The following is a 23022-nucleotide window of genomic DNA, read 5'->3' as shown; positions in this document are numbered from 1 at the left end:
CACGGTGGCGGAATTCGGCATCCGCCGTCGTGGGGCGCCATCGTCTCATCCCGCCGATGGGTTTCGGGGCATCACGTTGCCCGTGACCTCCCGGCCGACGGCGACGTCTTCGTACTTCTGCTGTTTACGCTTGCGCCAGCCGGTGCCCGCCGAAGCTGTCGTCGGCGGCACCATCATCGGCATTATCGGCAATCCAGACTCCGCCGCCGGAAGTGGCGAGGCGGCGGACGCGAGCTGCACCCCGGTCTGCGTGCCGGGTAGCAGGCCCACCACGGCGGGAGGCGCGGTCAGCTTGCCAAGCGACACCCCGACGCCCATCGCCCCCGACGGCGCCATGCCCGCGCCGATACCTTTGACCGCGTTGGACAGGCTCGCCGTGGCCGCTCCGAGCCCCTCTGACAGGCCACTGCCGATGTCGCCGCCGACGCTCTGCAGCGCGCTGGCCGACGAGTTCTGCGCCAGGTAGCTCAGCATGTTGATGGGAAAGCCGGAGGAGATGAACTGGTTGCCCCAGGTGCTGAAATAGCCGAACCACCCGCTGTTGGGGTCACCGTCGCTGCCGAAGAGGCCGGCGCCCGAGAGGTTCGAAGCCAGTGCGTTCCCCGCGTTGCCGGCGCCGAGAGCCTGGGCCTGGTTGACGGCTAGCTCTTGTCTGGCCGTCCCGCCCGGATCGGTGGCCGATAGCGGCGAATTGAAATTCGACAACTGCGTGGTCGCCTGCGACGACGACGCCTGATATCGGCCCATTGCCGCCGAGTTGTTGGCCCACATGGTCTGGTATTCGTTCTCGGTCTCAGCGATGGCCGCGGTGTTGGTGCCGAATCGATTGGTGGCCAGCAGCTGCGCGAGCCGCGTCCTGTTGGCGGTGACCACCGAGGGATGAACCACTGTGGACCGGACGGCGGTGAAAGCCGTAGCGGCGGCCTCGGCCGAGGTGGCCATCTGCGCGGATTGCTGGGCGGTCTCGCGCAGCCATAGCAGGTAGGGCTGGACGGACTGCAGCATCGCCATGGCCGACGGCCCGTCCCAGGAATCGATCAGCGACGACAACGTCGAGGCATAGGTGGAGACCGAATTCTCCAGTTCGACGGCCAGGCGCTGCCAGGCGCCGGCGGCCTCGATCAGCGAACCCGCTCCCGGTCCGGTGTGGATGAGCGTCGAGGTGACCTCGGGGGGTGCAAAAAGATCCATCACGTCTCACAATGCCCACGCTGAGAACGCCTCAGCAAATTTGCGTTAACCAGGCCGCGAAGAACCTTGAAACTCTGCACGTCGAAGCCTGTTCACTGCAGCCGGGACCTCCCAGTTTCGACTGCCATGTGTCCAGGACACCCTATACCTAAAGTTGAGAGCGATTTGACATTCGCTGGCCACCGGGACTATGCCACAGCGGCCGTCAGTCAAACGGTCACCGAGGAGCCGCGGTCCAGCGTGATGATCCGGTCCCCGAGGCCGCGGCGCTGCATTTCCCGGGTGAATTCGGCCAGCGGCGAAGCGAAGGCCGCATAGTCGTCGAAGTGAACCGGGATGACCTTCGGCAGGGCCAGCATCGCGACGAGTTCGGCGCCCTGACGGCCGTCCATAGTCACGGTCAGTCCGAACGGAAGCCGCCCGCCGGCCGGCAGTCGGGTGCCACCGAGGTGCAGCATGCCCGCGTCGATCGGGTCGAACCGCGCGGGAATCTCCTTGAGCTCCTCGATCAAGAGGGTGTCGCCGGAAATGTAGAGCCGGCGCCGGGACGAGCCATCGTCGGCGGCGACGTCCAGCATGGTGCCCATCACCGGCGGGAGCAGCCGCTGACTCCACCCGGGCGCGTGCCGCCCCGGCAACGATGTCAGGGTGAGCGTGGTGCCGCCCTTGGTGATCGTGTGCTGCTGCCAGGTGGTCAGGCCACGCGCCTGCGCGAAGCCACGCTTGTGCAGTCGCTTGGCGGCGTGGGGGGTAGTGACGACGGGCAGTTCGTGATCGAGGCCCTTCTGCGCCACCCTGTCCCAGTGATCGCCGTGCATGTGTGACAGCACGATCGCGTCGACCGGCGGCAGTTCGCTGAGCTGCAACGCCGGCTCCTTGAGCCGTTTGGATACCAGCCCATGGCCTAGGTAGGCGCGTTGCCCCCGGTGCAAGAAGTTGGGGTCGGTCAACAGCGTCAACCCGCCCGCGGAAATGAGCGTGGTGGCGTTGCCGACGAACGTGACCGTGATGTCCATAGCCGCGGGCTACCCGGTCCCGTGGCGTCCATACCGCTAGAAGGGCGGCGGATCGTCGGCGTCGGGCGGGGCGGGGCCGCTGACGCTTCTAGCGGAACTGCTGCTCGAGCCCGAGGCCGTGGACACGCTTTGCGCCCGTCGGCCCATGCGGGCGTCGCGGTTGTGCCGGCGTTCGGAGGCGATGCGCCCGGCGCGGTCCTGGGCGCGCGTGCGGCGCCGGGTCGGCATCATCGCCGTGCGGTCGCCGCAGTAATCGGGCGCCACGTCGGACTCGGCGGCCGCGATAGCGCCCACGCCCTGACACAAACTCGGAAATAGCAGTGCGCTGCCCGGCGTGGTGACATACATGCGCCCGGCCGGTGAGGTCAGGATCAGCGTCCCGTCGGGCAGCTGCGTTTCCTGCCAACCCCAGAAGGTTTTCACCAAATGATGTGTGCGGCAATAACATTTGAGGTTCGACGCGTGCGTGCGCCCGCCGTCCGCGTAGGGAATCGTATGGTCCACGTCGCAATTGACGGCGGGCTGGTCGCAGCCGGGCCAGCGGCACGTCAAGTCGCGGCAGCGCACGAAATCAGCCAGCGCCTTCGAGGGCGCATAACCCGGCTCCGGTGCCGCATCACCTGGGTGAGTCAGCGGCGCGAGCGTGGCCGACGCGGCCAGCTCGGCGATCAATTCCGGCGCGATCAAGCCTTCGGCGCCCAGCTCGTAGCCCGGCGCCGAGCCGGTGCCGTCCAGACTGCCGCGCTCGGCGACCACGTGGATCACCACCGGTCCCGCGGGCCGTTGACCGGCCGTGCAGTCGCGACGTCCGCAGCGGCATCCCAACCGGTCCGCCCCGCCCGCCAGCGCTCCCAACGCATCGGCGCGGCGCTGCTCACGGGTGCGCGGATCGTGTTCGCACACCGTAGCCGCCAACGCGTCCAGGCGCCGGTCCAGCAGATGCGCATCGGGGGCGAGCAGACTGCCTTGGATATGCGACATGCCGTCCCCCCCGTCGCCGATCCAGATCTCCCGCTGCACTACGCGCTCCCGACGGCGCCGCACCGCATCCGCGTCGGCCCGCGCGACGACCTTGTCCACCTGGGCGGTCAGCCGTCCGGAAGTCATCGACGGCCAGCGCGCCACATTGGCCGCAAGCCGGGCATCCACGACCGCCAGCACCTGCGGGTCGGTGATCAGGTCGGTGCGGTACACCACGGTGGCGAACATCCGAAAGTCGATATCGCCGGCCTTGAACACCTCCCCAACGCGCGGCAGCCGCTCACGCATGGCGCGGGCGTAGCGCACCTTGCTGGCCCCGAGGCCCTGACTGATCCGCAGCTCGGCGGCGACCTCCGCACTGACCGCCGCCTCGGTGTCGACGGCCCAGCTTTCGGTTTCCGAGCATCGCGACAGCCGATACCCGAACAACTCACCGATGGCCGCGAGTTGGGCGGCCGCCGCCCGGTTCTCCGCGCGCGAGGACGCGCCGATCCGTCCCAACAGTTCCGCCGCCGCCCGCGTTCGCGACGGATAGTGCCGCTCGAAGAGCTCGTCAAACCGGGCGATCACCTCCGGCGGCGACTGATAACCCGAGTTCTCGAACATACGTTCGATTATGCCATGAGCCACTGACAACCTATGACGCCGCGGTAGACCTACGGCTCAACTCTGCGGCTGACGAACGTACGCCGCGCGCCGGTGAGTGGATCGGTGAACTCGATGCGCTGCGCCAATAGCCGCAGCGGCGTGCTGAAGTCGTCGGCCGCGACGTCGATGATCTCGGGATACAACGGATCACCCTCGATAGGAATCCCCAGCGAGGCCATGTGCAGGCGCAGTTGATGGGTGCGTCCGGTGCGGGGAGTGAGCCGGTACAGGCCGCCCGGTGACACCAGCTCCACGTGGGTCTCGGCGTTGGGCGCGCCGGGTTCGCACACAGCCTGTAAGTGGCTGCGGCGCTTGATGATTCGGCTCTTCACCACACGAGGAAACTCCAGCTTCGGGTCGACGGCGGCCCGGGCCAGGTATGTCTTGCCGACCACTCCGCGGGAGAACAGCGTCTGGTAGGCGCCGCGCACCTCGCGCCTCGCGGTGAACAGCAACACCCCGGCGGTGAGGCGGTCCAGCCGGTGCGCGGGGCTCAGATCGGGCAACTCCAGTTCCCGTCGCAACCGCACCAGCGCGGTCTGCGCGACGTGGCGCCCGCGTGGCATGGTGGCCAAAAAGTGCGGCTTGTCGACGACCACGATGTCGGCGTCGCGGTGCAGCACCGCGATGTCGAACGGGACGGGCACCTCGTCCGGCAGCTCGCGGTACAGGTAGACACTCGCGCCGGCGGGAAGCACTGTGGTGCTGTCGATTACCGCGCCGTCAGCGCCGACGACCTCTGCGGCCAGCACCTTGGCGCGTGCCCGCGGGCCGAACCGGGCGGTGAGCTCGGCCAGCACCGGACCACCCCGCAGCCGCACCCGCGCCGGACCGAGTCCGTCCCGCGCGGGCAGTGGCGCCGGCGTTGCGGCCATTGTCAGGGCCTGCTCAACTAAGTGGGACCGGCTCGAGGATCTCGGCGCGCGCCTCTGGCGCGCTTGCCCGCAACTCGTCGGCGGACACGTCATCCGGCTGGGCCTGGGACAGGATCTCGGCCTCCACCCGAGCGGTGTAATTCGCGACCTCACGCCCGATCTCCTCCGCCGACCAGCCCAGCACCGGCGCCACGACGTCGGCGACCTCGCGCGCGCAGTCGACGCCACGGTGCGGGTATTCGATGGAGACCCGCATCCGGCGGGCCAGGATGTCCTCCAAATGCAAAGCGCCCTCGGCGGTTACGGCATACATCGCCTCCACCCGCAAATAGCCCGGCGCCTCCTTGATCGGTTCGAGCAGATCGGGGCTTTGCGCCGCCAGCGCCAGCACATCACCGATCAGCGAGCCATATCGGTCCAGCAGATGACGCACCCGGTAGGGATGCAGGCCCTGCAGCTGGGCGACGTGTTCGGCCTGGTTGATCAGCGCGAAGTAGCCGTCGGCACCTAGCAGGCTGACCTTCTCGGTGATCGACGGCGCGACCCGAGCCGGAATGAATTGGGCAGCAGCATCGATCGCATCGGCGGCCATCACCCGATAAGTGGTGTACTTGCCGCCGGCGATGGCCACCAGGCCCGGTGCGGGCACCGCCACGGCGTGCTCCCGCGACAGCTTGGAGGTCTCCTCGCTCTCCCCGGCCAGCAGCGGCCGCAGCCCCGCGTACACACCGTCGATGTCGGCATGCGTCAACGGGATGGCCAGCACGGTGTTGACGGTTTGCAAGATGTAGTCGATGTCGGCCTTGGTGGCCGCGGGGTGGGCCAGGTCGAGGTTCCACTCGGTGTCGGTGGTTCCGATGATCCAGTGGCTGCCCCACGGGATGACGAACATCACCGATTTCTCGGTGCGCAGGATGATCGCGACGTCACTGACGATGCGGTCGCGGGGCACCACCACGTGCACACCCTTGGACGCCCGGACCTGAAAACGCCCGCGCTGCTTGGACAGTGCCTGGATCTCGTCGGTCCACACCCCGGTCGCGTTGACCACCACGTGGCCGCGGACCTCGGTGATGGCGCCGTCCTCGGAGTCGCGAACCCGTACACCGGTCACCCGATCACCTTCGCGCAGCAGGGCGACCACCTGGGTGGAGGTGCGGACCACCACGCCGTAGTGCGCGGCGGTGCGCGCGACGGTCATGGTGTGCCGGGCGTCATCGACAACCGTGTCGTAGTAACGGATTCCGCCGATCAGCGAGCTTCGCTTGAGGCCGGGGCTCAGCCGCAACGCGCCCGCACGCGTCAAATGCTTTTGCGCCGGAACGGATTTCGCGCCACCCAGCCGGTCGTACAGAAAAATGCCGGCGGCGATGTACGGACGTTCCCACACGCGATTAGTCAACGGGAACAAAAACGGCATCGGCTTGACCAGATGCGGCGCCAGCTTGGTCAGCGACAGCTCACGTTCGTAGAGCGCCTCACGCACCAACCCGAACTCGAGCTGTTCGAGATAGCGCAGGCCACCATGGAACATCTTCGACGAGCGGCTCGAGGTGCCCGAGGCGAAGTCACGCGCTTCCACGAGCGCCACTTTGAGGCCGCGGGTCGCGGCGTCCAGCGCGCAGCCCGAACCCACCACGCCACCGCCGATCACCACCACGTCGAACTGCTCGGTGCCCAACCGTTCCCAGGCTGCCTCGCGCTGCCGGGGCCCCAGCACGGAAACAGGTGAGCTGCGCTGGTTGGGTGCGTGCACGGATTCAGTCACGACCAGGACTCCTCACGGGGAAACTCCTCGGTTACTCGTCAGTAGGCGTGCTGCACCAAGGCTAACGGTTCCGGCGCTGGCACGCGGGTCGGCGCCGGGCCGTCGATCACCACCGGTCCGATCGCCATTAGTCCAGATCGTCGTGCGCCATCAGCCGCCGCGCGGCCTCGGTGATCGAGCCGGACAACGACGGGTAAACGGCCAGCGTCTGTGCCAGCTCATTGACGGTGATCCGGTTCGTCACGGCGACGGCGATCGGCAGGATCAGCTCGGAGGCGATGGGGGCCACCACCACGCCGCCGATCACCACGCCGGTGGCCTGGCGGCAGAACAGCTTCACGAAGCCCTGGCGCAGCCCCGACATCTTGGCCCGCGCGTTGGTCCGCAGCGGCAGCATGACCGTGCGGGCCGGCACCGAACCGTCGTCGATCATCGTCTGCGGGACCCCGACGGCGGCGATCTCGGGCCTGGTGAACACCGTCGCCGCCACGGTGCGCAGCCGGATCGGGCTGACGCCCTCGCCCAGCGCGTGATACATCGCGATCCGGCCCTGCATGGCCGCGACCGAGGCCAGCGGCAGGAGCCCGGTGCAGTCACCGGCGGCGTAGATGCCGGCCACCGAGGTCCGCGACACCCGGTCGACGTTCAGGTAGCCGCCGCGGCCCAGCTCAATGCCGACCCGATCCAGCCCCAGGCCGTCGGTGTTGGGCACCGACCCGATGGTCATCAGGGCGTGGCTGCCCTCGACCGTGCGCCCGTCGGCCAAGGTGACCAGCACTCCGTCCCCCGTACGGGTGACCGATTGCGCGCGGGCATTCTTGACCAGCTGGACGCCGCGCTCGGAGAACGCTTCCTCCAGGACCAGGGCGGCGTCGGCGTCCTCGTAGGGCAGCACCCGGTCCCGGCTGGCCACCACGGTCACCGGGACGCCCAATTCGGTGTAGGCGTGCACGAATTCGGCGCCGGTGACCCCGGATCCGACCACGATGAGGTGCTCGGGCAGCGATTCCAGGTTGTACAGCTGGCGCCAGGTCAGGATCCGCTCGCCGTCCGGGGGCGCCGACGGCAACACCCGCGGGCTGGCACCCGTGGCGATCAGCACGACGTCGGCCTCGTACTCGCTGGTGCATTGGCCGTCGGGTCCCGGATCGGGATGTGTCGCTTTCACGCGGTGACAGGCCAGCCCGGGCGTGGGATCGATCAACTCGCCGCGGCCGGCCACCACGTGCACGCCCATGCCGAGCAGCTGGTCGGTGATGTCGGCGGACTGCTCGGTGGCCAGACGTCTGACCCGGGCATGGATCTGCGGCAGCGAGATCTTGGCATCGTCGATGTCGATGTCGAACCCGAGCCGGGGCGCGCGGCGCAATTCGGTGCGAAGCCAGGTCGAGGCGATGAACGTCTTGGACGGCACGCAGTCATCCAGGACGGCCGCCCCGCCGATGCCCTCGGAGTCGATCACCGTGACGCGGGTCGTATCGGGATGCGAGGTCGCGGCCACCAGCGCGGCTTCGTAACCGGCCGGGCCTCCACCGAGGATCACGATGCGGGTCACCACAGCCCCCAACCTAACGAAGGGCCGCTGCGAATGCTCAGGGAAGACCGGCCAGCAGCGGACGTCTAAGCTTTCCCCGTGCCGCTCTACGCCGCTTACGGGTCGAACATGGATCCCGAGCAGATGCAGAAACGCGCGCCACATTCGCCGATGGCCGGAACCGGCTGGCTGCACGGATGGCGATTGACCTTCGGCGGCGAGGACATCGGCTGGGAGGGCGCCCTGGCCACCGTCGTCGAGGACCCGGACTCGAAGGTGTTCGTCGTCCTCTACGACATGACGCCGGCGGACGAGAAGAACCTGGACCGCTGGGAGGGCTCCGAGTTCGGCGTCCACAAGAAGATCCGGTGCCGCGTGGAGCGCATCGCGTCGGACACCGACACCGACCCGGTCCTGGCGTGGTTGTATGTGTTGGACGCCTGGGAGGGCGGAATGCCGTCGGCCCGGTACTTGGGTGTGATGGCCGACGCCGCCGAAATCGCCGGGGCGCCAAGCGAATACGTGCATGGTCTGCGGACCCGCCCGGCCCGCAACATCGGCCCGGGCACCAGCGCCTGATCCCGGGAAGGAAAATCGGCTGTCAGTTCTGTCCGTACCGCTGGTGGCCGACGCCCTCGCGCGCGCCTTCGCCGCCGTGGTCAACCCCACCCCCAAGGCCGCCGTGCGATTCCCGGAGATTGCGGGCCGAACCAGCGAGATCGCCATCGAAACCCGCCACGGCCCGGTATCCGCAACCGTCTATCACCCGCCGGCGACGACGAACCCCGCCGTCTACGTCAACGTGCACGGCGGCGGCTTCATAATCGGACACCGCGAGCAGGACGATCCGTGGTGCCGGTACCTGGCCGCCCACGCGGGCGTGCTGGTGATCAACCCCGACTATGTCCTGGCGCCGCGGCATCGCTTTCCCACCGCGGTGCATCAGATCTATGACGTCGTGTGCTGGGCGGCCGGCTCCGACCGCGACTGGGACGGCACGCGGCTGTGCGTCGGAGGCCAAAGCGCGGGCGGCAACCTGTCCGCCGCGGCGGCACGGCTCGCGCTGGACGACGGTGGCCCCGACATCGCGCTGCAGGTGTTGCACTACGCGCCGCTGGACCTGGTCACGCCCAGCCGCGACAAGCCATCCACGCTCGGCCGCCGGGCAATCATGAAGCCGTGGATGAGCGAGGTCTTCGACACCGCCTACATCCCCAAGCGGGCCCAGCGGCGCGACCGCCTGGCCTCGCCCGCCTGGGGCGACAACGCCGACAACATCGCCGGCATCGCGCCCGCGCTGATCGTCACGGCCGAGCACGATCGGCTGCGTGACGAAGCCCGAAGATACGCAGGCAAACTCGAGGCCGTCGCGGCGTTAGCGGAGTACCACGAGGTGGCCGGCGTCGACCACGGCTACAACATCATGAGCGAGGCCGGCGACGTCACGCGGCACACCTACGCCCATATCGCCGAACACGTCGTCCGCGCCACCGGCGCCTAGGACCGCTCGAACGCAGCCGACTGCTCGACGATGTTCGTCATCACGCGGACGCCGATCGGCAGGGCCCGCTCGTCGAGATTGAACGTCGGCTGGTGCAGGTCCAGCTGAGGTCCTACTCCCGGCCACACGCCCAAGCGGGCCATCGCGCCGGGAACCTCCTCCAGATACCAGGAGAAGTCCTCCCCGCCACCGGACTGACGGGTGTCGGCAAGCGCATCGGGGCCGATCTGTTCGATCGCGTGGGTGAGGATGCGCGTCGAGACGTCCTCGTTGACCACCGGTGGTACGCCGCGCCGGTATTGCAGTGTGTGCTCGATGGCCAGCGGCGCCAGCAGATCGGACACCGTTTCGCGGATGATCTCCTCCATGCCTACCCAGGTCTGCCGGCTGGCGGTGCGCACGGTGCCCGCCAGCGCGCCAGTCTGCGGGATGGCGTTTGCGGCGACGCCGGCGTTGACCGCGCCCCAGACCAGCACGGTGCCGTTGCGCGGGTCGATGCGTCGCGACAACACCCCGGGTAGGCCGGTGATCAGCGTGCCAAGCCCGTACACCAGGTCGGCAGTCAGATGCGGGCGCGACGTGTGCCCGCCCGGTGAATACAACGCGATCTCTATCTGGTCGGCCGCCGAGGTGATGGGGCCGTGCCGGACCGCGATTTTGCCGACCTCCAGCCGGGGGTCGCAGTGCAGCGCGAAGATCCGCGACACCCCGGTTATGGCGCCCGCCGCGATCGCGTCGATCGCCCCGCCGGGCATCAGCTCCTCGGCGGCCTGGAAGATCAGTCGCACCCCGACCGGCAGCTCGGGCACCGACGCCAGCACCAGGGCGGTGCCCAGCAGGATCGCGGTGTGCGCGTCATGGCCGCAGGCATGCGCCACGCCCGGCATGGTCGATGCGTACGGAATGTCGGTGAGCTCGGCCATCGGCAGGGCATCCATGTCGGCGCGCAACGCGATCCTGGGCGCGTGCTGGGGCCCGATGTCGCAGACGAGTCCGGTTCCGCCCGGCAGCACCTTCGGGTTGAGCCCGGCCTCGGCCAGCCGCTCGCCGACGAACTGGGTCGTGGCGTACTCCTGGCGGCCCAACTCGGGGTAGCGGTGAATGTGGCGGCGCCATTCGACCAGGTCCTGCTGATGGGCGGCCAGCCAGTAACCGGTGGCGTCGACCAGGCTCATGATTGCCCCTCGCTGCGCCTGCGCTCCTGCGCATCCATCACCCGGTCACGCTGGGCGGGCGTCTGGGCCAGCTGAACCACCGTACGCGCCAGCATGATCGCGCCCTCGACGACCGCGCGATCGGCGCTGGGGCCCGCGGCGGCGTCGGCGAAGGCGCGCTGGTGCACCATGGCGCCGCCGGCGTCGACCCCGACAACCGGGTGGATCCCCGGCAGCACGTGCGTGACGTTGCCCATGTCGGTGCTGCCCATGGGAAGCGTCCCCTCATACTCGCGGGCCACCGGCTCGCGGCCGAGCCGGCACATCTCGCCACGGAAGGTGTCGGCCAGCCATTGGTCGGGCTGCAGTTCGTCATAAGGGGGTGCGGGAATGTCGATCTCGTATTCGCAGCCGGTGGCCAGCGCCCCGGCGCCGAAGCAGGCGTAGATCCTTCCCTCCAGCTCCCGCAGCGAATCCGATTCGACCGCTCGCATCGCGTACTGCAACGCCGCGTGCCCAGGGATGACGTTGACCGCCTGTCCGCCGTTGGTGACTATCCCGTGCACCAGCTGCCCGGGCGCCAGTTGCTGGCGCAGCAGCCCGATCGCCACCTGCGCGACCGTCACGGCGTCGACCGCGTTGACACCTAGGTGCGGCGCGACGGCCGCGTGGGATTCCTTGCCGCGGTACTTCACGGTTGCCTCGGACAGGGCCAGCGAGCGGGCCCCGGCGATGTCGACCGGGCCGGGGTGGAGCATGACCGCCGCGGCGATGTCGTCGAACACCCCGGCCTTCAGCAGTAACACCTTGCCGCCGCCGGCCTCCTCGGCCGGCGTCCCCAGCAGCGACACCCGCAGGCCCAAGTCGTCGGCCACCTCGGCTAAGGCCAGGGCGGTGCCCACCGCCGACGCCGCGATGATGTTGTGGCCGCAGGCGTGACCGATCTCAGGCAACGCGTCGTATTCGGCGCAGATCCCGATGGTCAGTGGCCCGCTGCCGAAGTCCGCGCGAAAGGCGGTGTCCAGCCCGCCGGCGCCCGCGGTGATCTCGAAGCCACGCTCGGCGACCAGCGTCTGCGCCTTGGCGCAGCTGCGATGCTCGTCGAAGGCCAGCTCGGGCTCGGCATGGATGTCATGGGACAACTCGACAAGGTCGGCACCACGCCGCCGCACGACATCTTCGACGCTGTCTGACGGGGTTACGGGCACTCTCGCAGTATGTCGCAGTATGGTTTGCGGGCCCAACCCCGTCGGGGCTACACCAACCCGGCGAGGAATCCCGCCGCCTGGCCGGGGTAGGGCGGCACTGAGTAGTCGTGGTGCGCGTCCCGGTCGCGGCCGCCGACGACACAGACGGGATCACCTTCGCTGCACAAGTCGATGGCGCGGCCGGCGAAGGCACCCGTCGTCGAAAGTGGCGTGTTGAAGCGGTTGCCGGGGTTGCCGAACACCGCTACCGCCGCGATCTTGTTGGCCAGACCGGGATCCAGCGCGGGAGCCGAACCGAAGTTGCCGATGCGCGCTCCGAGCGGCGGCACGCCTGCGAGCATCGAGACCGCGGCGGCGCCCTGCGAGAAGCCTCCCAGCACCAGCCGCGTGGACGGGCACTGGTCGACCATCTGCGCGATGTGATCGCGCGCGTCGTTCGCACCGTCGGCGGTGGTCAAGAAGTTATAGCTAGCCGGATAGTTCACCGCGTAGGAGTCGACATTGCGCGACCGCAGCGCGGGCTGCAGCGCACCGAACAAGGCGTCGCCCACGAGCCCCAACCCGGGCGGCTCGGCGGTACCGCGGGCGAAGATGAGTTGCACGTCTGGACAGTCCGCCTTGGCCGACGGCGCCGCGCCGAAGGTGATCGAAACCACCGACAGCACAACACCGACGGCTACCCCCATGGCCGGGCCAACCACCGGCCACCTACGAAGATTCATACGGCAGATCCTGACATACAGCGGCGACACCGTCGCGCGGCCAGGTTGGTTCGATGGCCCCACTGGCCACTCGCGCCGCTATCGGCGCTCGCCGTCGCGGGGCTAGCCTCGATGGCCCCACTGGCCACTCGCGCCGCTATCGGCGCTCGCCGTCGCGGGGCTAGCCTCGATGGCCCCACTCCTCACTCGCGCCGCTATCGGCGCTCGCCGTCGCGGGGCTAGGCTCCCCCACTGTGACCGAAACCCCGTCGGACCCAGGCGACCTCGCTCGCCGGGCGGCTGAGGTCATCACCGAACGCACCGGTGTCGCCGACCACGACGTCGCCATCGTGCTTGGATCGGGCTGGCGGCCGGCGGTCACCGCGCTCGGCACGCCGAACGCCGTGCTGGCACAGGCCGAGCTGCCGGGCTTCGCCCCGCCCACCGCGGTCGGGCACACCGGCGAGCTGTTGTCGATGCACATCGGTGCACACCGGGTGCTCGTGCTGGTCGGTCGCGTCCACGCCTACGAGGGCCACGACCTGTGTCACGTCGTGCACTCGGTACGGGCGGCCTGCGCGGCCGGCGTGCGCGCCGTGGTGCTCACCAATGCGGCGGGCGGTCTGCGCGCGGACATGGCCGTCGGCGAACCCGTGCTGATCAGCGACCATCTGAACCTGACCGCCCGTTCGCCGCTGGTCGGCCCGCAATTCGTGGACCTCACCGACGCCTACTCGCCGCGGCTGCGCGAACTCGCCCGCCAGGCCGACCCCACGCTGACCGAGGGTGTCTACGCCGGGCTGCCCGGCCCGCACTACGAAACGCCCGCAGAGATCCGGATGCTGCGCACGCTGGGCGCCGACCTGGTCGGCATGTCGACGGTGCACGAGACCATCGCGGCCCGTGCGGCCGGCGCCGAGGTGCTTGGGGTGTCGCTGGTGACCAACCTGGCGGCCGGGATCGGCGGCGAACCACTGAGCCACACCGACGTGCTGGCCGCCGGCGCCGCGGCGGCAACCCGAATGGGGGCACTGCTGGCCTCGATCCTTTCCCAGCTCCCCCGGTTCTAGGGCCATGACGCCCGACGAGTGGATCGCCCACGATCCCGACCCGGCGACGGCGGCCGAGCTCGCCGCATGTGACCCCGCCGAACTCGCCGAGCGATTCGCCCGCCCCTTGATGTTCGGCACGGCGGGCCTGCGCGGGCCGGTGCGCGGCGGGCCGGACGCCATGAACGTCGCGGTGGTCACGCGCGCAACCTGGGCCGTCGCACAGGTACTGATCGGGCGTGGCATGCAGGGATCGTCGGCGATCGTGGGACGCGACGCCCGGCACGGCTCGGCGTTATTCGCCACGGTGACCGCTGAAGTGCTTGCCGCCCAGGGATTTTCCGTACTGTTGCTGTCCGGCCCGGTACCCACCCCGGTGGTGGCGTTCGCGGTCCGGCACACCGGCGCATCGGCCGGGATCCAGATCACCGCGTCGCATAACCCGCCCGCCGACAACGGCTACAAGGTGTATCTCGACGGCGGAATCCAGATCGTCTCCCCCACCGACCGCGAGATCGAGGCCGCGATGGCCGCAGCCCCGCCGGCCGACCAAATCGGCAGGGCCCCGGTCGAACCCGCGCGGGTAGATCTGGTCGAGCGCTACATCGGGCGGGCCGCCGGGTTACGGCGTGGCAACGGTTCGGCGCGGGTGGCGCTGACTGCACTGCACGGGGTGGGCGGCGCGGTGGCCGTCGAGACGTTGCACCGCGCAGGATTCATCGAAGTGCATTCCGTCGGAGCCCAATTCGCGCCCGACCCGGACTTTCCCACGGTCGCCTTCCCCAACCCCGAGGAGCCCGGCGCCACCGACGCGCTGCTGGCCCTGGCCGTAGACATCGGCGCCGACGTGGCGATCGCACTCGACCCCGATGCCGACCGATGTGCCGTCGGCATCAAAGACGGGCGGGGTTGGCGGATGCTGTCAGGCGACGAAACCGGTTGGCTACTAGGAGATTACCTGTTGTCCACGAATCAAACGGACAAACCGGTGGTTGCCAGCACGGTCGTGTCGTCGCGGATGCTGTCGTCCATCGCCGCGCACCACGGCGCCGTCCACGTCGAAACCCTCACCGGCTTCAAGTGGCTGGCCCGCGCCGACGCGAAAGTGCCTGGGGGCACGTTGATCTACGCCTACGAGGAAGCGATCGGGCACTGCGTGGACCCCGCCGCCGTGCGCGACAAGGACGGCATCAGCGCCGCCGTGCTGATCTGCGACCTGGTGGCCACGGCCATAGGGCAGGGCCGTTCGGTCCGGAACCTGCTCGACGAACTGGCCAGGCGCTACGGGGTGCACGACATCGCCGCGGTGTCGCGCCGGGTTGCCGATGCCGCCGAGGCGCGCGGACTGATGCAGCGGTGGCGCGGGGACCCACCGACCTCACTGGCCGGTTACGCCGTGAACCTTACCGACATCAACGACGCGCTGATCTTTTCCGGCGGCGACGACGACACGTCGATCAGGCTGGTGGTGCGGCCCTCCGGGACCGAGCCGAAGTTGAAGTGCTACTTTGAGATTCGCTGTGCGGTTTGCGACGACCTGGAATCTTCGCGGCGGCGCGCCGGCGCCCTGCGCGAGGCGTTGATCGCTGCTGTGCAAGGCTGGTGAACAGGTTGGGCCCGAATTGGCGGTCGCCGGCATCGCCCAGACCCGGCACAATATAGGCGGATTTGTTCAGTCCCTTGTCGATCGCGGCGCTGAAAACTCGCGCGTCCGGTGCCGCTTTCTTCACCGCCGCAAGGCCTTCCGGAGCCGCCACCACACAGAGCACCGTGATATCGGTTGCGCCGCGGCCTCGTAGCAGGCCGATGCTGTGCGCCATCGAACCCCCGGTGGCCAGCATGGGATCGAGGATCAGCACCGGCCTGCCCGCGAGCCTGTCCGGCAGCGCCTCCAGATACGGCACCGGCAGATGGGTTTTTTCGTCGCGCGCGACACCGACGAATCCGGCCTCCGCCTCCGGTAGCGCGGCGTGTGCGGCGTCGAGCATGCCCAGCCCGGCGCGCAGCACCGGCACCAGCAGCGGTGGCTTGACCAAGCGCGTGCCGACTGCCGACGCCACCGGGGTGCGAATTCTCACCGACTTTCGCGGCGCGTCCCTGCTGGCTTCGTAGACCAGCATCAGCGTCAGGTCGCGCAGCGCCGCACGAAAACCGGCGTTATCGGTGCGTTCGTCACGCAGCACCGTCAGCCGGGCGGCGGCCAGCGGGTGGTCGATGACGCGAATTTCCATGGGGTCGAGGGTATATAACGATCAGACAAAGCCCTTCTGACACGCTCGGCCAGACGGGGAAAGCGGCTGCGCTCGTTCATATACTCCGGGCGTGTTGCGCGAACTTCGAAGTCCGGCCGCCACAGCCTGTCGCAGCCTGCGGTTACTGGGAGCGCTGGCGTTGGTGGCACTGGCGGGCAGCCCGTTGCCGCCGCGCATAGGCCTTGCGGCAGCGGCCATTCCGCAACCAGCGCACATCGTGATCGTCGTTGAGGAGAACCGCTCCGAGAACGGCATCATCGGAAACAAATCGGCGCCCTTCATCACGACGCTGGCCTCACGCGGCGCCAACATGACCCAGTCGTTCGCCGAAACCCATCCCAGTGAACCGAATTACCTGGCGCTCTTCGCCGGCAACACCTTCGGGGTGACCAAAGACCAGTGTCCGGTCAACGCCGGCGCCGCGCCGAACCTCGGCTCCGAATTGCTCGCCGCCGGCTACACATTCGTCGGGTTCGCGGAGGGGCTGCCGGCGGTCGGGTCACCGGTTTGCAGCGCGGGCAAATACGCGCGCAAGCATGTGCCGTGGGCCAACTTCACCAATGTGCCTGCAGCCAACTCGCTGCCGTTCTCCGCGTTCCCGATGGGCAACTACTCCAGCCTGCCGACCGTCTCGTTCGTCATCCCGAACAACGACGACAACATGCATGACGGTTCGATCGCGCAGGCCGATGCCTGGCTGAACCGCGAACTGTCCGGGTACGCGAACTGGGCGGTGGACAACAACAGCCTGCTGATCGTGACGTTCGACGAGGACGACAATTCCAATGTGGGAGGCAGCCGCAACCAGATCCCCACGGTGTTCTACGGCGCCCACGTCCGTCCCGGCAACTACAACGAACAGATCAACCACTACAACGTGCTGTCCACGGTGGAGCAGATGTATGGATTGCCCAAGACGGGCTATGCCGCCAGCGCCGCGCCCATCACCGATATCTGGGGCTAGGCCTAAATGGTGACGACCCGCTTCGCCCGGCTCCACCGCGCTCGCGATCGCCACAGGCCCCAATGGTGACGACCCGCTTCGCCCGGCTCCACCGCGCTCGCGATCGCCACAGGCCCGACGGTGGCCCCATAAGCGCGTTCGCCGGTCGTCGCTATTGTGTGCCGCATGGTTGCTGACCTCGTGCCCATTCGCCTGAGCCTGTCCGATGGTGACCGCTACACCGTGTGGGCACCCCGCTGGCGTGACTCCGGCGACGAGTGGGAGGCGTTCCTGGGCAAGGACGAGGACCTGTTCGCGTTCTCCTCCGTCGCCGACCTGGTCGCGTTCGTGCGTTCGGACGACGACAACGACCTGGTCGACCACCCGGCGTGGAAGGAGCTGCGGGCGGCGCACGCGCACGCGTTCGAGCCCGCCGACGACAAGCAGTTCGACCTGATCGCCGTCGAGGAGCTGGTGGCCGAGAAGCCCACCGAGCAGTCGGTGTCCGCGCTGGCCGGCACGCTGGCCATCGTGTCGTCCATCGGATCGGTGTGCGAGTTGGCGGCGGTGTCGAAGTTCTTCAACGGCAATCCCAGCCTGGGCACCGTGTCCGGTGGAATCGAGAACTTCACCGGCAAGGCCGGCGCCAAGCGCTGGCACGCGATCGCCGAGGTGATCGGGCGCAGCTGGGACGACGTGCTCGCCGCGATCGACGACGTCGTCGCCACCCCCGAGGTCGACTCCAAGCTGGCGGACAAGGCCGCCGACGAACTGGCCGAGGAGCGCGCAGAGGACGAGCCGGACGAAGACAGCGCCGCCGAGGACGCCGTCGAGGAAGGCACCCCTGACGGGTCCGCGCACGACGGCGACGAGGCCGAAGACGAGGCCGAAGACGAGGACACCGAGGACGAGGCGGACCGGGCGACCGGCGACAGCGTCGTGCTGGGCAGCGACAAGGACTTCTGGCTGCAGGTGGGCATCGACCCGATCCGGATCATGACGAGTTCTGGCACCTTCTACACGCTGCGCTGCTACCTGGACGACCAACCGATCTTCCTGGGTCGCAACGGGCGCATCAGCGTCTTCACGTCCGAGCGCACGCTCGCCCGCTACCTGGCCGACGAGCACGACCACGACCTGGCCGACCTGAGCACCTACGACGACATCCGCACCGCCGCGACCGACGGCTCGCTTGCGGTTGAGGTCACCGAGGACAACGTCTACGTGCTCAGCGGGCTGGCCGACGACCTGGCCGACGGGCCGAACGCCGTGGATCGCGAGCAACTGGAACTCGCCGTCGAGGTGCTCCGCGACATCGGCGACTACTCCGAGGAGAGCACCGTCGACAAGGCGCTCGAGACCAGCCGGCCGCTGGGCAAGCTGGTGGCCGCCGTGCTCGAGCCCGACTCGGTCACCAAGCCGTCGCCGCCGTACGCGGCGGCGGTGCGCGAGTGGGAGAAACTGGAGCAGTTCGTCGACGGGCGGCTCCGCCGCGAGTAGTCCCGTCGTTTGACGGGCCGGGCTTCGACGGGAAGGTTGGGTGACGTGTCGCTTCCCGGTATCGGCCCGTTGCCGCTCTACGGATTCCAGCGTCCCGCCCTGCTGTTGTTCGCTTTGGTGCCCCTGGCCCTGTTGGCGGTCTACGTCGTGGTCCAGGCGCGGCGACGCCAACGGCTGCACCGCTACACGGATGCGCCGGTGACGCAGTCGCCGTGGCGGCATCTCCCGATCGCCATGTCGCTGCTGTGCCTGACGCTGTTGACGATCGCGCTGGGCACGCCCACCCACGACATGCGCATCCCGCGCAATCGCGCCGTCATCATGTTGGTGATCGACATGTCGCAGTCCATGCGGGCGACCGACGTCGAACCCAACCGCCTCAAGGCGGCCGAACAGGCCGCGACCCAGTTCGCCAGTCAGCTCACGCCGGGCATCAACCTCGGACTGGTGGGTTTCGCGGGCACGCCGTATTTGCTGGTGCCGCCGACCCCGCAGCACCAGGCCACTATCGACGCCCTGAAGAAGCTGGAGTTCGCCGACAGCACCGCGACGGGCGAAGCGATCTTCACCGCCCTGCATGCGATCAGCGCGACCGCGGTTGTCGGCGGCGACGCCCCACCACCGGCGCGGATCGTGCTGCTCTCCGATGGCCGCGAGAACAAGCCCTCCAACCCCAGCGATCCGCACGACGGCGTCTACACCGCGGCGCGGCTGGCCAAGGACGAGGGTGTTCCCATCTCGACGATCTCGTTCGGGACCAAGGGCGGCGAGATCGAGATGGACGGGCAGCGCGTCGCGGTCCCGGTCTCGGCAGACCAGATGAAGACGGTCGCCAAGCTGTCCGGCGGGCAGTCTTACACCGCCACCAATCTGGGCGAGCTGCAAAAGAGCTACAACGCCATCGAGAACGAGATCGGCTACCGCACCGTGCCGGGGCCGGGCAGCTCCGGCTGGCTGCGCCTCGGCGTGCTGACCGCCCTGATCGCGACGGGACTTTCGTTGCTGATCAACCGGCGCCTGCCGAGCTGACGGCTCAGGCGGGCAGCCTGCGGTTCAACAGCAGACCCGCCAGGACGGCGCCGGCCATGACGACGGCGCCGAGCAGCATCCAGGCCATGCTCGCGTCACCTTTCACGGTCTCGTAGCCGATCTGGCGCTGCAGTGTCGAATACACGTTCTTCAGCGAATCCAGGCTGTCGGCGTGGAACGACTGGCCGTCGGTGATCTCGCAGATCTTCTGCAGGGTCTGGTCATCCACCGGAACCGGGATGGTGGCGCCCTCGTAGTCGACAGTGCCGTACGGAGTGCCGAACGAGATCGTGGAGATCTGCACGCCCCCGGCCTTGGCGGCCCGGGCCGCGGTGAACGCCCCCTGCGGGGCATTGGGGTCCAGCGGCACGTTCTCGGCGCCGTCGGACTCCAGCACGATCCGGGCCGGCGGTGGACCGTCGCCGCCGCCCATCACCGAACCGACCGTCGCGATCGCCTGCAGAGCGGTGAAAATGCCTTCTCCCGTTGCGGTTTTGGGCATCGGCTTGAGGCTGTCGATGCCCGCCTTCACCGCGCCGCGGTTGGTCGTCGGGGGCACCAGCAGCGTCGCGTTGGCCGCGAACTCCACCAGCCCCAGGTTGATCGCCGGGGTCAGCTGGTCGGCGAACTGCTTGCCGGCCTCCTTGGCCGCGTCGAGGCGGTTGGGCGGCACATCGGTCGAGGCCATCGACTCCGAGACATCGATCACCAGCATCACGACCGCGCGGTTGAGCGGAATCCGGACGTCCGAGGTCGGCCCGGCCATCGCGGTGGTCAGCAATACCAGCGACACGGCCAGCAGGATGGTCGGGACGTGCCGCCACTTGGCGGGCCCCGCCGGCGCCACCCGCTCGAGCACCTCCATGTTGGCGAAGCGCAGTACCCGGCGCCGACGGGCGAATTGCTGCACGACGTAGAGGCCGATCACCAAGAGCACGATCAGCAGGACGAGGAAGAACCAGGCGTTCTGGAAGCCCGTGACCGATACCGGTCCCAGCAGGGGCACCTTCATGTCCAGCCACACTATGCGTCGAACTCCGGCGGTGCATGGCTCGGCGCAGGGGACTATCCGGCGCCCAGATCGCGGCGCTGGGTGAACTTGATATCCAGGCTGCGCAGGTGCGTTTGGAGGCCGGCGTCCTGGACCGGGATCAGATGGGCGGGCTCGTCGGTCTCGTTGTAGTGGGCGTGCCACAGCCCCGGCGGGGTGGTGAAGGCGCAACCGGCCCGCCAGTCCACCCGGGTGGGGTTGACGATGTCACCGTGCTCGTCGAGGCGGGTGCCCAGCAGCGTGTAGCAGCCGAACTCCGGCGCATCGAGGATGAGATCCACGGCGACCGACTGATGCCGGTGCGGGCGCTGGACCTGGTTGGGTGGCAGCACCCCGAACATGGCCCACAACACGTGGGTGATGGTCAGCGTCTGCTCTTGATTGGCGTTGGCCAGTAGCACGCTGACCCGGCTCTTGTCGTTGGCGCCGGGGCGGGAGGCGATCTCTTCCAGCTTGGCGACGGCGTCGGCGCGGCGAAATTTTGTCGCCGCAAAGCGCGGCTGCGTGGCTTCGGCGCCCAGGTAGCGCATCAGCGGCTCGTCGTGCACCCAGTACATGGCCGTGTCGGTGGCGGCGTAGAACACCGAGTGGCTGCCCGCTGGCAGCGTGACGAAATCGCCCTTCTCCCAACCGATCAGCCGCCCGTTGACCGCCGCGAAGCCGCTCCCGTACAGCACGTAATACAGCTGCGAGGTGGCGTTGGGGCTGGTGTCGACTTGCTCCGCGGCGCGAATGCTGACGAAGTTGGCTAGCAGCGCCGGGCTGGTCGCCGCGCCGGAATCGATACCCAGTTCCTTGGCGAGATCGAGTGGGATCACGCCGGTCGGTGCATCGAGGTAGAGCTCGGGATCGAACCGCCGCAGCGGCATCGGTGGAACGTGGCCGGATCCGATCGGGTTGGCCGCTTTGGAGTACTCGAAGTATTCGGCCTGCCGCTCCCATTCCTCGAAACGGCCCTCGAACCCGTATTCGGCCACGTTGACCATCGGTGCCGGAATCGTCGGATCCAAGTTCGGCGTCACCACTTGCTGTGCGGTGGGCATCTGCGCCTCCTATGCTTAAATATGTATCGTATCTGAATAGTATTTATATTGTATCTTAGCATAAATCCTTGCAGGTAGGGCCGGTCGGGGTAGGGTGTGGCCACGAGTGAGATACGACTTAGCCACCAGAAGAGGGCGCGCATGGCCAAGGTTCCCAGGTCCGGTACGGCCAAGGACCGCGCCCTGGACTATGTCAAGACGCAGGTACTCACCGGCGAGTTTCCCGGGGGCGAGCTGATCAGCGAAGGTGATGTCGCCTCCGCGCTGGGTATGTCGCGCACCCCGGTGCGCGAGGCCTTCCTGCGCCTGGAGGCCGAGGGGCTGCTGCGGTTGTATCCGCAGCGCGGCGCTCTGGTGGTCCCGGTCTCGCCCGAGGAGGTCCGGGCGGTCATGGAGGCCCGGCTGGTGCTGGAGCAGTTCGCGGCCCGAAAGGTGATCGGACGCGGCCCAGCCGTCTGCGCCGTGGTCTTCGAACGGCAATCCGGTGAACTGCGGCGGCAGCGCGACTCCGCGGCGTCCGCCGATTGGCGGGTATTCCTGGAGTCCGACCGCGCCTTCCACGCCATCACCCTGGAAGAGTCGGGCAACACGATCCTGGCGAATTTCTACTCGACGTTGCGCGACCGCCAAATGCGGATGATCGGGGAATCGGCGCTGCGCGAGCCACAGCGGCTGGCCACGATCATGACGGAGCATCAGGGCATCGCGGAAGCGTTGCGCGACGGCGACTTACCGCGCGCGCAGCAGGCAGTGCAGACCCACTTGGCCAGCACGGTGCGAGCCATGGGCCTTTCGATGCTCTAGGACTCGGGTGGCAGATCCGCGGCGGTTGCGGGCTGCGCGGTCAGGTGATCGAGGCGTGTTCGCATCCGACCGCGGACCATCGGCACGCAATCGTCGGGTAGCTGGGAGACGACCTCGACACCGGACTGGGTGAGTTCGTCGAGAAATCTCGGTAGTTGCTCCATCGCGCCGGTGGGCAGATCGTGCAGTACGACCACGGTGTGCGAATGGATGCGGGTATCGGCGAGCGCTCGGCTAACCCATCCCTCGGCGTCGGCCCAGTCACGCGGGACGCTGTTCCACAGGACGCAGGTGTATTTTTCCGCGATGAGGTAGTCGACGGCCGTTTGATTCAGACAGCGCCGTTCGAGTGCCCCCTCGGTTCCCCACGGCCTGAAGTACCGATCGCCATCGGTAAAATCTCCCAAAAGCGTTTGTGTGGCGCTGATCTCGTGAATGGCTTCCGCCGGGGAAAGCTCTCCGAGGGGTAGTCCGTGGGTGTACGAGTGATTGCCGATCCGATGCCCCTCGCGCACGGCACGCGCCATCAGTAGGCGTCCCGCCGGCGCGCTAACGTGCTGCCCGACGACGAAGAACATGGCGGGCATCTGACGCTGAGCGAGTGCATCGAGAACCCGGTCCGTGACCCCCGGTGTCGGGCCGTTGTCAAATGTCAAAGTGATCTTCGACGACAGGTTCTCATGCATCAGGTGCTCACCCGTCACATCCATCGTTGCCTGACTGATTGATCAGACAGTATGTTATCGGGTAGCCGGCGATGAAGAGAAGAGTCGA

The 23022-nt window shown here is 68.2% G+C and carries 20 protein-coding genes and 1 pseudogene; 8 read left to right on the top strand and 13 right to left on the bottom strand.

All coding sequences use genetic code 11. The annotated features are described in order from the left end of the window. Positions 1-45: 45 nt before the first annotated feature. The 6 genes from AC5Y4F_RS07420 to AC5Y4F_RS07395 all read right to left on the bottom strand — a co-directional run bounded on the left by AC5Y4F_RS07420 (position 46) and on the right by AC5Y4F_RS07395 (position 8037). On the bottom strand, positions 46-1191 hold the full coding sequence (locus AC5Y4F_RS07420) for a PPE family protein (protein WP_499995855.1): 1146 nt from the start codon (positions 1189-1191) through the stop codon (positions 46-48). 209 nt (positions 1192-1400) lie between these two features. After that, a complete protein-coding gene (locus AC5Y4F_RS07415; RefSeq protein WP_067938390.1) occupies positions 1401-2207 on the bottom strand; it encodes an MBL fold metallo-hydrolase in 807 nt (268 codons plus the stop codon). A gap of 36 nt (positions 2208-2243) precedes the next feature. Beyond that, the gene (locus AC5Y4F_RS07410) at positions 2244-3794 is read right to left on the bottom strand and encodes an HNH endonuclease signature motif containing protein (RefSeq protein WP_499995853.1); all 1551 of its coding nucleotides are present in this window, start codon (positions 3792-3794) and stop codon (positions 2244-2246) included. A 50-nt stretch (positions 3795-3844) separates the two neighbouring features. Beyond that, positions 3845-4711 carry a pseudouridine synthase gene (locus AC5Y4F_RS07405; protein WP_499995852.1) on the bottom strand — a complete coding sequence of 289 codons (867 nt, stop codon included), beginning with the start codon at positions 4709-4711 and terminating at the stop codon, positions 3845-3847. A gap of 13 nt (positions 4712-4724) precedes the next feature. Beyond that, positions 4725-6479, bottom strand: a complete 1755-nt coding sequence (locus AC5Y4F_RS07400; protein ID WP_067938397.1) for a glycerol-3-phosphate dehydrogenase/oxidase — start codon at positions 6477-6479, stop codon at positions 4725-4727. A 127-nt stretch (positions 6480-6606) separates the two neighbouring features. Further along, complete coding sequence (locus tag AC5Y4F_RS07395; RefSeq protein WP_499995850.1) at positions 6607-8037, bottom strand: NAD(P)H-quinone dehydrogenase; 1431 nt, start codon at positions 8035-8037, stop codon at positions 6607-6609. A gap of 75 nt (positions 8038-8112) precedes the next feature. On the opposite strand from AC5Y4F_RS07395, the gene AC5Y4F_RS07390 reads away from it, so the two are divergent. Both AC5Y4F_RS07390 and AC5Y4F_RS07385 read left to right on the top strand, forming a co-directional pair. Beyond that, on the top strand, positions 8113-8592 hold the full coding sequence (locus AC5Y4F_RS07390; protein ID WP_067938401.1) for a gamma-glutamylcyclotransferase family protein: 480 nt from the start codon (positions 8113-8115) through the stop codon (positions 8590-8592). A gap of 103 nt (positions 8593-8695) precedes the next feature. Continuing rightward, positions 8696-9514 carry an alpha/beta hydrolase gene (locus AC5Y4F_RS07385; RefSeq protein WP_067938436.1) on the top strand — a complete coding sequence of 273 codons (819 nt, stop codon included), beginning with the start codon at positions 8696-8698 and terminating at the stop codon, positions 9512-9514. Here AC5Y4F_RS07385 and AC5Y4F_RS07380 read toward each other — a convergent pair. Genes AC5Y4F_RS07380 through AC5Y4F_RS07370 form a run of 3 tightly spaced genes read right to left on the bottom strand, consistent with a single transcriptional unit; the run spans position 9511 to position 12538 of the window. Then, the gene (locus AC5Y4F_RS07380) at positions 9511-10689 is read right to left on the bottom strand and encodes a M20 family metallopeptidase (protein WP_499995849.1); all 1179 of its coding nucleotides are present in this window, start codon (positions 10687-10689) and stop codon (positions 9511-9513) included. The two genes, AC5Y4F_RS07385 and AC5Y4F_RS07380, sit on opposite strands and share 4 nt — an antisense overlap. After that, positions 10686-11876 (bottom strand): M20 family metallopeptidase, encoded by a 1191-nt coding sequence (locus AC5Y4F_RS07375; RefSeq protein ID WP_499995847.1) that lies wholly within the window; start codon positions 11874-11876, stop codon positions 10686-10688. Before AC5Y4F_RS07375 ends, AC5Y4F_RS07380 begins: the two co-directional genes overlap by 4 nt. 47 nt (positions 11877-11923) lie before the next feature. Continuing rightward, positions 11924-12538, bottom strand: coding sequence for a cutinase family protein (locus tag AC5Y4F_RS07370; RefSeq protein WP_499996374.1), 615 nt, complete (start codon positions 12536-12538; stop codon positions 11924-11926). 293 nt (positions 12539-12831) lie between these two features. On the opposite strand from AC5Y4F_RS07370, the gene AC5Y4F_RS07365 reads away from it, so the two are divergent. Beyond that, positions 12832-13647 (top strand): purine-nucleoside phosphorylase, encoded by an 816-nt coding sequence (locus AC5Y4F_RS07365; RefSeq protein WP_067938408.1) that lies wholly within the window; start codon positions 12832-12834, stop codon positions 13645-13647. Between the two features lie 4 nt (positions 13648-13651). Further along, on the top strand, positions 13652-15232 hold the full coding sequence (locus AC5Y4F_RS07360) for a phospho-sugar mutase (protein WP_499995845.1): 1581 nt from the start codon (positions 13652-13654) through the stop codon (positions 15230-15232). A gap of 7 nt (positions 15233-15239) precedes the next feature. Here the strand turns inward: AC5Y4F_RS07360 and upp are convergent. Beyond that, positions 15240-15857, bottom strand: a pseudogene (gene upp, locus AC5Y4F_RS07355) (uracil phosphoribosyltransferase); the annotation flags it as partial. Positions 15858-15948: 91 nt separating this feature from the next. Here upp and AC5Y4F_RS07350 point away from each other — a divergent pair. From AC5Y4F_RS07350 to AC5Y4F_RS07340, 3 genes are all read left to right on the top strand, one after another. Continuing rightward, the gene (locus AC5Y4F_RS07350) at positions 15949-16842 is read left to right on the top strand and encodes an alkaline phosphatase family protein (RefSeq protein WP_499995844.1); all 894 of its coding nucleotides are present in this window, start codon (positions 15949-15951) and stop codon (positions 16840-16842) included. Positions 16843-17007: 165 nt separating this feature from the next. Then, a complete protein-coding gene (satS, locus tag AC5Y4F_RS07345) occupies positions 17008-18321 on the top strand; it encodes a protein export chaperone SatS (RefSeq protein WP_499995842.1) in 1314 nt (437 codons plus the stop codon). Between the two features lie 45 nt (positions 18322-18366). Continuing rightward, the gene (locus AC5Y4F_RS07340) at positions 18367-19350 is read left to right on the top strand and encodes a VWA domain-containing protein (protein WP_499995840.1); all 984 of its coding nucleotides are present in this window, start codon (positions 18367-18369) and stop codon (positions 19348-19350) included. Between the two features lie 4 nt (positions 19351-19354). Here the strand turns inward: AC5Y4F_RS07340 and AC5Y4F_RS07335 are convergent, their stop codons facing one another. Both AC5Y4F_RS07335 and AC5Y4F_RS07330 read right to left on the bottom strand, forming a co-directional pair. After that, entirely contained in the window at positions 19355-20362 is a 1008-nt protein-coding gene (locus AC5Y4F_RS07335) for a VWA domain-containing protein (RefSeq protein ID WP_499995839.1), read from the bottom strand. Positions 20363-20415: 53 nt separating this feature from the next. Continuing rightward, positions 20416-21444, bottom strand: a complete 1029-nt coding sequence (locus tag AC5Y4F_RS07330; protein WP_499995838.1) for a cupin — start codon at positions 21442-21444, stop codon at positions 20416-20418. 141 nt (positions 21445-21585) lie between these two features. On the opposite strand from AC5Y4F_RS07330, the gene AC5Y4F_RS07325 reads away from it, so the two are divergent. After that, positions 21586-22248 carry a GntR family transcriptional regulator gene (locus AC5Y4F_RS07325; protein ID WP_067929971.1) on the top strand — a complete coding sequence of 221 codons (663 nt, stop codon included), beginning with the start codon at positions 21586-21588 and terminating at the stop codon, positions 22246-22248. Here the strand turns inward: AC5Y4F_RS07325 and AC5Y4F_RS07320 are convergent. After that, positions 22245-22958, bottom strand: a complete 714-nt coding sequence (locus AC5Y4F_RS07320) for a polysaccharide deacetylase family protein (RefSeq protein ID WP_499995837.1) — start codon at positions 22956-22958, stop codon at positions 22245-22247. The genes AC5Y4F_RS07325 and AC5Y4F_RS07320 overlap by 4 nt on opposite strands. Between the last annotated feature and the right edge of the window lie 64 nt (positions 22959-23022).

It is taken from the genome of Mycobacterium sp. NGS56 (genome assembly GCF_059812425.1).
Note: the sequence above shows the minus strand (reverse complement) of the source record. Positions and strands in the feature narration are given on the sequence as shown.